Annotated in this window: 11 protein-coding genes; 5 read left to right on the forward strand and 6 right to left on the reverse strand. The window is 58.5% G+C overall.

The window, feature by feature from the left end; genetic code table 11:
- Window positions 1-45 precede the first annotated feature (45 nt).
- Window positions 46-2295 (reverse strand): LamG domain-containing protein, encoded by a 2250-nt coding sequence (locus AC4D2W_RS12170; protein WP_490927163.1) that lies wholly within the window; start codon window positions 2293-2295, stop codon window positions 46-48.
- 298 nt (window positions 2296-2593) lie between these two features.
- Between AC4D2W_RS12170 and AC4D2W_RS12175 the strand changes: the two genes are divergently transcribed.
- The 3 genes from AC4D2W_RS12175 to AC4D2W_RS12185 all read left to right on the forward strand — a co-directional run bounded on the left by AC4D2W_RS12175 (window position 2594) and on the right by AC4D2W_RS12185 (window position 4640).
- Window positions 2594-3910 (forward strand): cysteine desulfurase, encoded by a 1317-nt coding sequence (locus AC4D2W_RS12175; RefSeq protein ID WP_490927164.1) that lies wholly within the window; start codon window positions 2594-2596, stop codon window positions 3908-3910.
- The gene (sufU, locus tag AC4D2W_RS12180; protein WP_490927165.1) at window positions 3911-4375 is read left to right on the forward strand and encodes a Fe-S cluster assembly sulfur transfer protein SufU; all 465 of its coding nucleotides are present in this window, start codon (window positions 3911-3913) and stop codon (window positions 4373-4375) included.
- A gap of 127 nt (window positions 4376-4502) precedes the next feature.
- The gene (locus AC4D2W_RS12185) at window positions 4503-4640 is read left to right on the forward strand and encodes a hypothetical protein (RefSeq protein ID WP_490927166.1); all 138 of its coding nucleotides are present in this window, start codon (window positions 4503-4505) and stop codon (window positions 4638-4640) included.
- A 32-nt stretch (window positions 4641-4672) separates the two neighbouring features.
- Here AC4D2W_RS12185 and AC4D2W_RS12190 read toward each other — a convergent pair whose 3' ends face one another.
- The 5 genes from AC4D2W_RS12190 to AC4D2W_RS12210 all read right to left on the reverse strand — a co-directional run bounded on the left by AC4D2W_RS12190 (window position 4673) and on the right by AC4D2W_RS12210 (window position 10842).
- Window positions 4673-4876 carry a hypothetical protein gene (locus AC4D2W_RS12190; RefSeq protein WP_490927167.1) on the reverse strand — a complete coding sequence of 68 codons (204 nt, stop codon included), beginning with the start codon at window positions 4874-4876 and terminating at the stop codon, window positions 4673-4675.
- Between the two features lie 303 nt (window positions 4877-5179).
- Complete coding sequence (locus AC4D2W_RS12195) at window positions 5180-5737, reverse strand: LPXTG cell wall anchor domain-containing protein (RefSeq protein WP_490927169.1); 558 nt, start codon at window positions 5735-5737, stop codon at window positions 5180-5182.
- A 242-nt stretch (window positions 5738-5979) separates the two neighbouring features.
- Window positions 5980-7866, reverse strand: a complete 1887-nt coding sequence (locus AC4D2W_RS12200) for a DUF4012 domain-containing protein (RefSeq protein WP_490927170.1) — start codon at window positions 7864-7866, stop codon at window positions 5980-5982.
- 34 nt (window positions 7867-7900) lie between these two features.
- Entirely contained in the window at window positions 7901-9376 is a 1476-nt protein-coding gene (locus AC4D2W_RS12205; RefSeq protein ID WP_490927171.1) for a sugar transferase, read from the reverse strand.
- Complete coding sequence (locus AC4D2W_RS12210; protein ID WP_490927172.1) at window positions 9376-10842, reverse strand: tyrosine-protein kinase domain-containing protein; 1467 nt, start codon at window positions 10840-10842, stop codon at window positions 9376-9378. Before AC4D2W_RS12210 ends, AC4D2W_RS12205 begins: the two co-directional genes overlap by 1 nt.
- Before the next feature lie 636 nt (window positions 10843-11478).
- Here AC4D2W_RS12210 and AC4D2W_RS12215 point away from each other — a divergent pair.
- Both AC4D2W_RS12215 and AC4D2W_RS12220 read left to right on the forward strand, forming a co-directional pair.
- Window positions 11479-12609 carry a hypothetical protein gene (locus AC4D2W_RS12215; RefSeq protein ID WP_490927173.1) on the forward strand — a complete coding sequence of 377 codons (1131 nt, stop codon included), beginning with the start codon at window positions 11479-11481 and terminating at the stop codon, window positions 12607-12609.
- Window positions 12578-13678: a glycosyltransferase gene (locus AC4D2W_RS12220; RefSeq protein ID WP_490927174.1), complete on the forward strand. Its 1101-nt coding sequence runs from the start codon at window positions 12578-12580 to the stop codon at window positions 13676-13678. Before AC4D2W_RS12215 ends, AC4D2W_RS12220 begins: the two co-directional genes overlap by 32 nt.
- Window positions 13679-13694 lie beyond the last annotated feature (16 nt).

The raw sequence follows: 13694 nt of genomic DNA on the forward strand, positions 1-13694 counted from the left end.
GCTGCCGCCGTCCGCCCCGTCAGCGCTGATGCTGCTGTCCCATGCTTACCGGCGCCCCTGCTGGTTGTGCGCCGCCACCTGCGCGGCCGTGAGCGCCGTGGGGTAGACGGCAAACTCGTCAATGGCGCCCCTGAAGTGGCGACTGCTCGGAGCACTCGGCCAGGTGGACGGAATCGAATCCCCGCCAATCCGCCAGGAACCCAGGCTCACGGTGTTCGCCGAAACCGTATTGGAAGCAACCTGCACGCCGTCCACGTACAGCACCATGCCGCGCGGACCCTGAGTGGCCACCACATGATGCCACGCGTTGTCGTTGTAGCTGGCAGGGGAGGTAATCACCACCCGGGAGCCCGTCCAGACGCCGAACACCAGTTTCCCGGCGTCCGTCATGTACACATGGCGGTCGTACGCGGAGCTGTAGCCCGCGTAGGTTCCGTTGCGCCGGGGCTGTCCGTTGCCGAAGCCCAGGATCTTGCCGCCCTGCACCGTGTCCGTGCGGAACCAGGCTTCGGCACTGTAAACCGACGGCGCGTTGATCCGCTGGGGTGCGTAGATGAGGTCATCCGTGCCGTCAAAGGTGGCGGCCCGGTTGCTGTCTCCGGCCAGGGCTCCGGCTGCACCGGCAATTCCGGGTCCGCCGAAGGGCAGCCCCATCCGGTTTCCAACGGAGGAATCCGCGGCCGCAGTGAAGCCGTCGTTTAGCCGCCAGTAGGTGGTGGCGCCGTCGGCCCGCACCAGGGCGGGATAGGGGGCCGCCGAGGACGCGGTGGTGAGCTGCACCTGCGCGGAGAGGGCGCCGGTGTGCCCGCTGGGATCGGTGGCGCGGACCCGGTAGGTGTACACGGTGCCGGGCACCGCCGTCGTATCCGTGAAGGACACCTGCGGAAGGTCCCACCACAGTGACGACGCCGCCACCGTGCCCAGCGCAGTGGAGGACCCGTTCCGGTAGATGCTGTAGGTGAGGTTCGAATCGTCCGGATCCGAGGCGGCCTGCCAGGTGACGGTGTTCTGGCCGGAGGCACGGGACTCGCCGCTGACAAACTGGGGTGTGCCGGGACCTGCGGTTCCCGGCCCGGGCCCGAACCGGGTCAGGCTTTGCTGCGCGGAACCGTTGACGGTGGTGAACTCCCCGCCCGTCCAGAGGACGTCCCTGCCGCCGCCGGCCGTGGTGTGGGCCAGCGCCCGCGGGCCCAGGCCTTCGCCCTGGCCGTCATTGGTGATCGGATTCCACTGCATCATGGGGGAGGGGCTGTCCACGCTCTGCGCACTGAGGTGGACCCGCACGCCGTCGGTGAAGGCGTCCATGCTGGAGCAGTCATGCGCGTGGTGCGCGGCATAGAGGGTTTTGCCGTACACGGACACCGCCTGCGTGGCACCCAGGCAGGTGTCGCGCCACACCTGGTTGTAGGTGGTCAGGTCCAGCCGGGCGCGGCCGTCAAAGACGCCGCCGCCGGTGCCCTCGTTGCCGATGTAGAAGCCGGTGGCGTCGGAGTCGATGGACTTGACGCTGGAGGTTTTGGGAATGAAGAAGTTGGGGTAGGTGCGCACATTGGCGCCCGTGGTGCTGTCCAGCACCGCCAGCGCCTTGGAATCGGCGCCGTTCATGGTCAGGAAGTCACCGCCGGCAATGACCGTGCCGCGCCCTGCCGGAGCGTGCAGCGCCCGCACGGGCTGGTCCGCCGACGGCGCCCACGGCAGCAGTGCGCCGGTGCCGGGGGACACGGCGGCCAGGCCGTTGCGGGTGGCGCTTTCCGCGGTCTTGAAGTCCCCGCCGAGGTAGACCGCGGTGTTCGTGGCTTCGATGGCGCGGACGGTAGCGGAGAGACCCGGCGGCCGGAAGTTGGTGTTCACGGTGCAGGAGGGCAGGTTGACGGCGGCGATGCGGCTGGTGCTGACTCCGTTGACGTTGCTGAAGCTGCCGCCGATGTACAGGGTGCGCCCGTCGGGGGAGACGTCCATGGCCCGCACCGTGGCGCCGCTGCCGGTGACCGACAGGGAGCACTGGATCGGGTTGCCGGTGTACGCGTCAAAGGCGGCGAAGTTCACCGCGCTTTGGGTTCCGGCACCTCCGGCGGAAACGCCGGGCGGGCGGATGGCGGTGAAGGTTCCTCCCGCATAGACCACCCCGTTGGATTCGGCCATGGTCCAGACAATGCCGTTGGTCTGCCAGGTGGGGAGGTTGTTGGCGGAGAAGTCCACTCCGGGGGACAGTGCGGACGCCGGCGGGGTAAATCCGATCAGCGACGAAACGGCGAGAACGAGCCCGCCCAGAATGGCCGTCAGTTTTTTGTTCATGCCCAAACCCCTGCCTCTGCGCCCCAGCGGCACTTCAGTGGGCGCAATCCGGCACCCATCAAGGAAGCTACTCCCGGCAGCAGGCGGGCAGCACGAGTACGCGGTACCTGTATTCCGGAGCACGCCACGCTAAGTTCCTCCGCACCTTGCCTGCGGGGTACCCGTGCCCTCAACTAAGGCGCAGCTCACGTGCGCTCGCGGCCGCGCAGTGGGATGATTAGCACAGACTTGTGTTGCGTAATGGTCTCCGTCACCCTGCGCACCCCGCACCAGCCCCCGCCAGCCAAGGAGTTTCCCCGTGCCTGTGGTTTCCACCCCCGAGACCCTTCAGCCCGCCGCCGGGCTGATGGACAACGCCGAGGTCCTGCGCATCCGCAACGACTTCCCGATCCTGCACCAGCAGGTCAACGGCCATCCGCTGGTGTACCTGGACTCGGGCGCCACCTCGCAGAATCCGCTCAGCGTGATCGAGGCGGAGCAGGAATTCTATGAACAGCGCAACTCAGCGGTGCACCGCGGCGCGCACACCCTCGCCGTCGCCGCCACCGACGTGTATGAGGACGCCCGCGCCAAGGTGGCCGCGTTCATCAACGCCCGGCCCAATGAGATTGTGTGGACCTCCAACGCCACCGAGGCCCTGAACCTGGTGGCCTACGCCTTCTCCAACGCCGCCGCCGGCCGCGGGGGAGAGGCCGCCCGCCGCTTCGCGCTGGGCGAGGGGGACGAGATTGTGGTCACCGAAATGGAGCACCACGCCAACCTGATTCCCTGGCAGGAGCTGGCCGCCCGCACCGGCGCCACGCTGAAGTTCATTCCGGTGGACGACGACGGCGCGCTGCGGCTGGAGGAGGCCGAGCGGCTGATCACCGGGCGCACCAAGATCGTGGCGTTCACGCACGCCTCCAACGTGCTCGGCACCATCAACCCGGTGGAAACCCTGGTGACGCTGGCACACAACGTTGGGGCGCTCGTCGTGCTCGATGCCTGTCAGTCCGTGCCGCACCTGCCGGTGGACGTGAAGGCGCTGGACGTGGATTTTGCCGCGTTCTCCGGGCACAAGATGTTGGGCCCCACAGGCATCGGTGCGCTGTACGGCAAGGCGGAGCTGCTCAACGCGATGCCGACCTTCCTCACGGGCGGCTCCATGATCACCACGGTGACCATGGAGAAGGCCGAGTACCTGCCGGCCCCGCAGCGCTTTGAGGCCGGCACGCAGCGCATTTCCCAGGCCATGGCGCTGGGCACCGCGGTGGATTACCTGAGCGAAACCGGCATGGACCGCATCCACGCGTGGGAGGCCACGCTCGGCCAGCGGCTGGTTTCCGGTTTGGAGGCGATCGAGGGCATCCGCGTGCTCGGCCCTCGCTCCGGCGTGGAACGGATCGGGCTGGCGGCGTTCGACGTCGACGGCGTCCACTCCCACGACGTGGGCCAGTTCCTGGATGACCAGGGGATCGCCGTGCGCGTGGGCCACCACTGCGCGCAGCCGCTGCACCGCCGGCTGGGCCTGGTGTCCACCACCCGTGCCAGCACCTACCTGTACAACACCACCGACGACGTCGACGCGTTCCTGAACGCGGTGGCCGGCGTCCGTCCCTTCTTTGGAGTGAAGTAAATGAGCGCCGAGCTGCAGCAGCTGTACCAGCAGATCATCCTGGACCACGCCAAGGCCCGGCACGGCGCCGGCCTGGTGGAGGCCCCGGCGGGGGCGAAGGCGGGGGAGAGCCACCAGCTGAACCCCACCTGCGGGGACGAGATCACGCTGCGTGCGGTGCTGGACGGATCCGGCGCGGGTGCGCCCTCGGTGGAGGGCATCAGCTGGGAGGGCCAGGGGTGTTCCATTTCGATGGCCTCGGCCTCGGTGCTCACCGATCTGGCCGCCGGACTGTCCCGGGATGAGGTGATGGACCTGGTGGAGAACTTCCGCGAGGTGATGCGCTCCCGCGGCACAGTGGAGGCCGATGAAGAGGTGCTCGGGGACGCTGCGGCGTTCTCCGGGGTCTCCCGCTATCCGGCACGGGTCAAGTGCGCCATGCTCGCGTGGGTTGCGCTGGAGGAAGCGCTGCTGGCGGCGAACTGACGCACTCGTGCGGCGGCCGACGACGGCGGGACTGGCGGGCAGCGTGCCGGGGCACGTAGGTCTTTTGCGAGAAGCGAGTATCGACTACGGTTCTGCGCGCTGAAGACATGTCCGTATGTTCGAACGCATGGATACAGTTGAGCCCACCAGAGAATGGCGCCGGAAGCACTATCGTCGCAGCCGCCGTGAGTGGATCAGCTACGCCGGACTGGCACTGTTGACGATGGTGACAGCAGTTGTGGTTGCGGCAGTGTTGATGCAGTGACGAACGGGTCCGAAGCCGACAGTAATGGCGGTCTAAGCGGCCTGAGTCATGCTGTCCTGCGGAACCGGTTCCGCCTCAGCACCCGGAGTATCCTGCGGTGCCCTGTCCGCGGGTGCAGCGGTAACGGTCGGCTCGGCAAGCTGGCTTCGGCGTCGGGCGGCGCGGACGGTCAGAAGACCACTCAGCATGCCTGCGAGCCCGATGAGGGCCCAGATGATCATGCCGGTGCTGGCCATGGCACCGGAAAATGGAAGTGCAGAGATAAAGGCTGCTGAAAGCAAGAATTCCCCCAGGAATCTAGTAATGCAAATGAGACGATTGGCTCTAACCGGTTCGCGGAGGAACGGTGAGCAGGTTGATCGTAGCAGGGCTTGCGCGCTGCGGATAGGGTTAAACGTCGGTGGGCTGCAAGCCAAGTAATTGGTCCTGCAGCCCACCGAGGTTGCGAGGAGATCACCCGTCGCTTAGCCGTTACCAGAACAAATAGGGGCAGGGCGCAAACCAAACGGTTTGCGCCCTGCCCCTAAATTGAAGACTAGTTATGCGTTCTTGCGACGTGCAACTGCCACCGAGGCTACGCCGGCACCAACAGCTACGATGCCCGCGGCACCCCAAAGGAGCATGGCCGAGTCAGCACCGGTGTTAGCCAAGCCGTTGTCTTCCCCAGCGCTTGCTCCTGTCCCCTTAACCGTGACGGTAGCCGTCACCTGGTGACCCGAGGTCTGGCCTGTGGCCGTCAAGGTGTAGGTGCCGGGAGCATTTCCCAGAGTTACGTCAGCGGCAAAGGTGCCATCTGCGTTGGCCGTGACGGTGTTGCTGCTAATGAGCTGATTAAGGATGATCGGTCCGTTGATGCCGGTTCCGCCAACAACCTGGGGATCGTTGTTGTAGGTTACGTCGATGACGATTCGTTCTCCGCCGGTGAATCCGGATCCACTGAAGACAATCGTGGCACCAGGTGTAACGATTGTTGCACTGACTGAGCCGGTGACCGAGCCGGCGGGAGGAGCTGGGTAGCTATTGACGGCGTTGGCAGCTCCGGCGCCGACGAAGGCGAGGGATCCGGCTAGGGCCAGTGCGGATACGGTTTTTTTCATGTGTGAGACTCCCCGGTACATTTGATAAAGACTGCGGTATGTTAGTCGGTCGGTTGCCACCACTGAATCCGTGAAACCAAGCCAAAATTATAGAATTCTGTGTTATGTCCCGGCGCTCTCCCATAATAACCGGTGACATGCGCCCGTCCGCGAAGCTTTTACGAAGCGGAAACACTCTTACGGTAACAGGTATAAGGGCTTCCTCCAAGCCTCATGTGTTATGTAATCCCTTCATCACTTATTTATTGACAGCTATCTTCTCGAATCATGGGGAGTACCACGTCCTTGACGGGCTGGACCGTGGGCGTAACGTGAAGGCGTGGCTCAGAATCCTGAACCACCCGGGTGAAATCAACCTCTATGACTGCTGTTTCTCCCGGGGCCAGTTCCTGGGTAACCGTTCCGACCGGGCGTTGTCCGTGTTTTCCGGAGCCCACCGCCACAGTCTCGCCATTTACTCGGGCCGATTCCACAAATGATTTTGCCGGTCCGTACAGCACGTAATTGGTACGTACCCGACCTGGTTCCACGCCAAAGACGCCGCCCCCGGTCACATAGTTCGGCAGGCTGGAGGCAGCATCCCCTGGAGCATTATTGGTTACGGTTACACGGACGGTGTATTGGCCATAATCGCCCACGGGGCAGGCCTGGATAAGCTGTACGCTTCGCGTGACGTAGTAGTCCATTTTGGCGCCTGTGCCGTCGTTAAAATACACGCCAAAAGCAGTGCCTCCTGCACCGGGGCCGTTTATGGATCCAGACAACGCTGTTGACTCTATCGTGTCTTGCTCGTCCGCGCGGCTTGACCAGATATACATTCTATGTTCTGCCGCGCTCGTCGTCAGAGCTTTCAGCATGGTACCGCTGTCGCTGTCACCGGTGGTAAACGCGCTGAAAATACGTTCCGCGACTGCCGCAAAATAGGCATCCTGTGTTTTTGGATCGACAACTTCTCGGTAGACGTTCGAGAGCAGCGTCGCGACAACGTTGTCTGTCGTCAATGAGGTAGGCAGGGAAGTCCCCTCAATTAGTCGGAGAATATCTGCATCCGTGACGTCCACCGGCCCGGTTGCCTTCAGGAGGTACGAGAGCGCAACAGGATCGAGAGCAAGTACGCCATCCAATGTCTCGTTAGGATGGCGAGTTTCCCACATTAGCCTGGCTGTTGCCGCCGCGGTGGGGAAATCTGGTGTGAGATTGACGTTTTGCATTTGGGTGCCAAGGCGAGCGGTGTAGATGGATTCCTGTTCTGCGTCGACCGGTACGGATGGCTTGAAACTCCCGAGTTCACTTGCGCTGCTCTGGGCCCCCAGAGAGATTCGTCCGCCGTTTGTGTTTAAAATGACCAACGCCCCCGGAATGCCACCCGTCGCCCGTGCTTCCGCATTGTTCTGCACAAGAACCAGATATGTCCGCGCTTCCTCGGCGCCGAGCATGGACGGCAAAAGCTGTGCGGCAGATGAAGCCGTCCGTAGTAAACCACTCGCTTCGCGGAGTTGGTCCGTGGCTGAACGAATCGGGTTGGCGATCTGAGGGATTAATCCTCCCAGGTCTATGGATGCGAGACGCTCGGATGAAAGAGTGACAGTACCGCTCGCGCTGAGAAGGCTGGGCGCTACCTCTTGCAACCGATCTATGTCAATTTGCCCCTGGGCGGACAAGAGGCTACTCACGTTTAAAGAATCAGATTTCTCTAACAAAGGCTCGACTGCATTTAAAACAATGTCATCGGCAGTGACGGCTAATTCCGTTATAGCCCGAAAATTCGCACCTATCCAGGGAATTACGGAAGCCGCTTTCCAAAGGGGTCCTGTGGCCGTTTCCTTCGCAGCCGCAGCCTCTCCGCGAATTAATACATATGTGGACTCGGACTCGTCCTTATTTCCGGTTGCGAGTTGAGAACGGAGTTCTGGAAGAAGTTCCACTGTTTGTTCGAGGCGGCTCTTCACGGAAGCTGCTTGATACGCCAGCAAACCAACACCTGTGGCAGCAGTTACTACAAGGGCGAGGGCAACTGTCGCCAACCCGACCAGAACTTTGCTGCGCTGCAACTTTGGAGGACGACTGCTTTGCCGTGGCGTCCCGAGAAGTGGGTGATCCTGGTTCGAACCGGTATTAATGGGGGTCATGGTTCAGCCTTTGCAAAGGGAATCAAATCCGAGGTCAGAACGCCCCTTGACGGGCGAGCACGGCTCGGAACGTCTTGAGGAGAATGGCAATGTCGCCGGCGATGGACCAGTTTTCTACGTAGTACAGGTCAAGACGAACTGTATCGTCCCAAGACAGGAGCGAGCGCCCACTGACCTGCCAGAGTCCCGTGAGCCCGGGACGAACCATAAGGCGGCGATGTACGTGTCTCTGATACAGCTCCACTTCAGAGGGTAAGGGGGGGCGTGGCCCTACAAGGCTCATGGAGCCCTCAAGAACATTGAATAGCTGTGGCAGCTCGTCGAGACTGTAGCGTCGTAAGAAACTACCTGCCCGGGTGACCCTCGGATCGGCCTTCAGCTTGAACAAGACTCCATTACCCTCGCTCTGGGCTTGAAGCGCCTCTAGACGAGACTCTGCATCTACCACCATGGAACGGAACTTATACATTCGGAAGCGTTCCCCTCTCGCGCCAACGCGTTCCTGTTTGAAAAAAACCGGTCCAGAGGAATCAAGTTTCACGACGCAGGCAACGACCAACAGCACAGGAGATAAGGCGATCAGCAGAATCACGGCGATAAAGAGGTCGAAGGCCCTTTTAAGAAGACGTTTTCCGCTTCCTAGGTTGGGTGTCGATACATGAATTAGAGGGAGCCCCGCTACGGGCTGTGTATGAATGCGGGGACCCGCCACGTCTGTTAGGGCAGGGGCCATGATCAACTTAACATTCAGGTCTGCCAGAGCCCACCCCAATTCTCTGATTACGCGGGGAGGAAGAGGTACCCCAGTCGATAAGGCAACCGCGTCCGGACGTGCCATGCCAATCGCTGTCAGTATCGCTGAGGCGGAGGGTTCATCGCCCAGGTTCGGCAGCTTGAGCTCGGCCGCTATGGTTTTTCCCTCGGAAATACCTGGGAGATAAGTTGCAATTGGACGGTAGCCAGCCATGGGTTGACTTAGGAGGGCGCGCGCTAAATGCTCAACTCCGTAGACACCGCCGATCAGCAAAACGGTGTCACTGCTTTTCCCTACTTTTCGCTCACTCCGCAGATACGCCCGTATGAGTATCCGTGTGATGAGCAAAGATAAAAGACCTGCCGGCAGTGCTAGACCAACGTATCCACGAGCGATGTCTAGACGGAAAACATAGGAGACGATCGCAACTGCCCCAAACAACCAGAATGAGGCACTAAATAAGCGTTTAAACTCCTCAGTCCCGTATCCCAGCACGGTTGTGTCGCGACTCCCAGAGAACCCGAGTAATGCCCACCAGCATGCAGAGAGAATCACGGTAGCTGCAATATAAGGCTCGCCATCTGTAGCTATCAACTCCATACCTTGAGCTGTACCGAAACGAAGTATAAGAGCTCCAGCCATTGCCCAGAGGACTGCGCCTGCATCGATTATCGCGAGAAGTTTCGTATACTGCTTTCCCCAGTCAGAAGCCTTCGGATCCGCGAGTGATGCGGGGCTCCCCAGCTTAGAAGACATTAGCGCGTTTCCTTCGGTTCCGCCCCAGCATTGCTGCCCGTCGGCTCTAATCTTCTCGATGCATTCTTGTCGGTATACGTGGCAACCGGTGCCATTTGAACGGAAGTCTTCGCATCTGACGAGTAAGAGTAATAACTTTGGGCATAACCATCTGGCCCATTGGTCGGTAGAAGATTTAGTACCACACCAAGGACATTTGCATTAATGAGCTCCAGGGACTCCATTGATTTTTCGAGCTCTAGCTTTCGAATTTTTCCCGATCCCACAATTACAACTACGCCACCAACCTTCTGGGCTAGTACCGCAGCATCAGTTACCGGAATAAGGGGCGGAGCGTCGATAATCACGGTGTCGAATTCTGCTTCAAGGAGGTGCAGAAGATTCGACATAGCGGTGGAACCAAGTAGCTCACTTGGGTTGGGCGGAATCTGTCCAGATGTCAACACATAAAGTTCATCATTTCCCCACGGCTGCAACACGTCGTCCAAGGTAGCTTTTCCCACTAGGACTGTAGTAAGACCTGCCTTGCCTTCGAGCCCCAGGTAGTCAGCAACTGTGGGTCGGCGCAAGTCGGCATCGACCAGTGCCACCCGTTGTCCCGCTTGCGCCATCGCAATAGCCATATTTGTAGCCGTTGTACTTTTGCCTTCACCGGGAATAGACGAGGTGACGAGAAGAGTTCTCGATGTGGCGTTAAAGTTCGCAAACTGTAGGTTAGTGCGTATTTGGCGAAACGACTCCGCGCGGGGTCCTTGTGGGTCGCCCTGGGTTAGAAGAGGCTTCTCTACGGCGTCCGGATCGAAAGCGACGCCCCCTAGCACTGGTGCCTCGGATATTAGTTTGTAGTCTGACTCTCCGCGGATCTTAGTGTCCAACAGGGTGCGGAGAACTGAGAGCACCAGCCCTGCCACAAGCCCGCCCATAAGGCCAATGGCCAAGTTCATTTTCGTATTCGGGGACGTGGGATCCATGGGTGCCACGGCCGGGGTAACGACCGACAGTTTGATCGGAGACGGGTTCCCCGAGTTGGGGTTTTCCAGGGCGCTGACAGTGATGATTAAGTTTTCGGCAACCGATTGTGCGATTGCAGCAGCCTGTACCGGAGATGAGTCGTCGGCGGAAATGGTTATGAGGACTGTGTCGAGATCAGCCTTCGCACTCACATTTTGCGCGAGAACAGCAGGTGTTTTATCCAATCCAAGGCTGTCGATGACAGGCTGCAATACTGCTGGGGTCTTTACCGTTTGTACATAGGATTGAACCCGAGCCTGAGTGAAGCTATTTCCTTGTTGTAATTCCGCAACACTGCCTGTGCTCTGGATCGCTACAAATAGCTGGGTCTTGGCCGAATATATCGGCTTGACGAGTAGCGATACAGCTAGCCCAACCAGCAGCCCGAGCAGAGTGCAAGCAATAATGGCCTTCCAATTTCGCCTTAGCACTCGCCCATAATCCTTGAGATCCACGTTTCTACCCTTCGTCGCAGCAGTGCATCTGATGAGCATCTGTCGGCAAATCGCTGCAACTACCTAGTGGTGGCTAGATAACTATAACCGGAACCAAAACGCCAAGAATAACTAGGGCACTCCGGCTACTCCGAGCCCCACAGTCTGACCGAGCTGTGAATCGGCGTAACAGAACCTTCACTCGGGGTGAGCGGAACTTGACCGCAGTATCCTCGCACAGTCAAGCCTTCAGGCATGCTGTGACTCAGAGACTATGCCTGGTCCCCGGTTCAACCACCCCGCCTAGCCGGCAGGTCTGCAGTTCTAAATATTAGGACAGCGACACCATGGACTTCCGGCACCCTTAATCCTTAGTACTAACGCCGACGGCGGGCTGGTATTGGGTCGCGCGGCTGAGCGCCTGCTGGGTCGGTCCGCTGGCAGGCGTGCGTAACTTTGTTATTCGGTGCCGGGTTACACTGGTTGTTGCCTTATGCCAGATAAATTATCCGTGTTCAGCAGGGCGCCCGGAGCATGGGACCATGGCGGAAGTCCTCGGCGTTGGCGAGGCAAGTTTCAGTTGGTGAGCCTGCGGCTCTAGAATAAATAAATGTGAGCCGAGGCCGAGCCCGCGGTATGTAACGAATTGGAGATCTGGTGGGTGGTCTAGCAAGAAGCGCTCGTCAGACCGCCTTTGCAGTGCGAAAGCAACTTCTCATCTCAGATTGTTGCCTGTTGATAGCAGTCACACTTGGATTATTGATTGTCCTTTGGCGCCCAATAATACTTCCTGAGCGTTTTATGGGGGACGAGCAGACAATACAAGAGTTGGCTCAGGGGTTGTGGTCATCGGATGGGGACAGCTCCTATACTCAAGTTTCGCTTATATATCGTTACTTAGGGATGGCGAATAAAGAAATCTTTGCCGGCGTAACTGGATATATTCTAGCTTGCCTTCCTTATCTGTTGATATGCATCCGATTCCGCCAATATGGAAGCAATATTAATGCGGCGTTCACCTCAAGTATAGGTATCTTGCTTAGCGCTGTATATATGGGCAGCTACTCAAAGGAAGTATTTGTTGTACCGGTTGTCCTGGCAATTCTCTTATGCCCGCGTGGATTGGTTGGATTCTCGGTCGTGTCTGCACTAGTAATAGCATATGCGACTTACTTCAGAAGTTATTGGTTTTTGATACTCGTTTTTTTTGTGTTGTTTAGCTGTATTCTTCGATCCGCTTCAGGGTTCAAAAAGCAAGTTATTGTCGGCTTGTCGGGGGTATTCTTTGGCTCGTTTGTCTTCAGCATGATTATGGGTGTCCAGGCTGATTACTTCCGATTGTCGGTAAATGTGAAGAGATCTGCAATCGGGGACGTGGGCACATTGATCCCCCGATATGTTGAGATATGGCCTTTTATAGACGGCCCACTTAACAATTTGGTAAGCTTTATTTTCTTGCAGCTCCCCATTCCACTTCTTTTGAAGTTTTCGCCTTACTACCTTCTGCTTTCTATTGTTCTAGGCGTAATTTGGGTGGGGTATTACAAATCGGTAAACCAAGTTTTAGCCTCAGGGCAGACGGAGTCAAAGGGAATGCTTCTGAGGATTATTTCGTTTGTTCTGGCTTTTGTGGTCACACAGGCTTTCTTTGAACCTGACTATGGATCAGCTCTGAAACACCTGACTCCGTTCTTCCCGCTATTCTATGTATTACATCTCCAAGCCAAAAAGACTAGATCTGACCTACTAGCCGCGAATGGATCCTATTACGTTGAACGCGTCCATTAAAGTCCTTCATGTAGTTGAAAGTTTCGGTGGGGGAGTGGCCACTGCCCTTGCCCAGTACGCCGAGGCGACACCTGAAGTAGAGCACCATTTGCTAAGGGGAGAACGCCCTGGGGATTTTATAGACGAAGGCGAGTTAGGGGCTTTCGCGACCGTGAAAAGGCTGCCAAGGAACCCATTTAGGGCACGTCGAGTTATCCGTTCCGTAACACGACAGACTAATCCTGCTGTAGTGCATGCACACTCAAGCTTCGGGGGCGCATACGTAAGATTGTCCCTACGGTCCTCTAGAAAGACCCCCATCGTTTATACACCGCACGGATTTTCTTTTGAGCGTGGAGATATAAGCGCAGCATCAAAGTTGGCTTTTCTGGCGGCGGAGACTCTGCTGTCGAAGAACACGGCGGCGTATGCGGCATGTTCTCCACGGGAGGCTGAGCTGAGCCATTTTCGTAACTTTAGTGGCGACATTGTTCACGTCCCGAATGTCGTTGAATATCTGGAAACGCAGAGTACTAAAGTTGACACTGAAATTTATACTAACGCCGCTTATGGCACTGAGGATTTGCGGCTTTCAGTTGTGAGCGTTGGTCGCCTCACGCCTGCAAGAGACCCGCTTTTTTTTGCGGAAGTAGTTAGAATAGTTCAAAGCCGCGTGCGGAATATTGATTTTACCTGGGTTGGGGGAGGCGACGAAAAATATGCCGAAGTTCTTCGCGACCTCGGTGTTCATGTCACAGGTTGGCTTCCACGTTCCGAAGCGATGGCTATTTTAAGCTCGTCAGACCTGCACGTACACACTGCCTCCTGGGACGGTTTTCCGATGGTCTTACTTGAGGCAAATGCAAGACGCATACCGAGTCTCGTCCGGACGATAGTCCCATTTTCTGCAGTCCCATCTTCGCTGTGCTGCGAGACGCCGGCAGCTATGGCTGAACGCATTCTCGGTATGCGTCAACCATTTGCGAGAACCGAGCCCTTGGGGCTCTGGGACAATTATCTAGCAGATAACAAACCGCATGTACAGCGGGAGCGTCTGATGGCTCTCTACACTCAAAACCCCATCAATTAGGAGCCACTAGTGCGTA

The sequence above is a fragment of the Arthrobacter sp. TJ-58 genome, assembly GCF_058269295.1.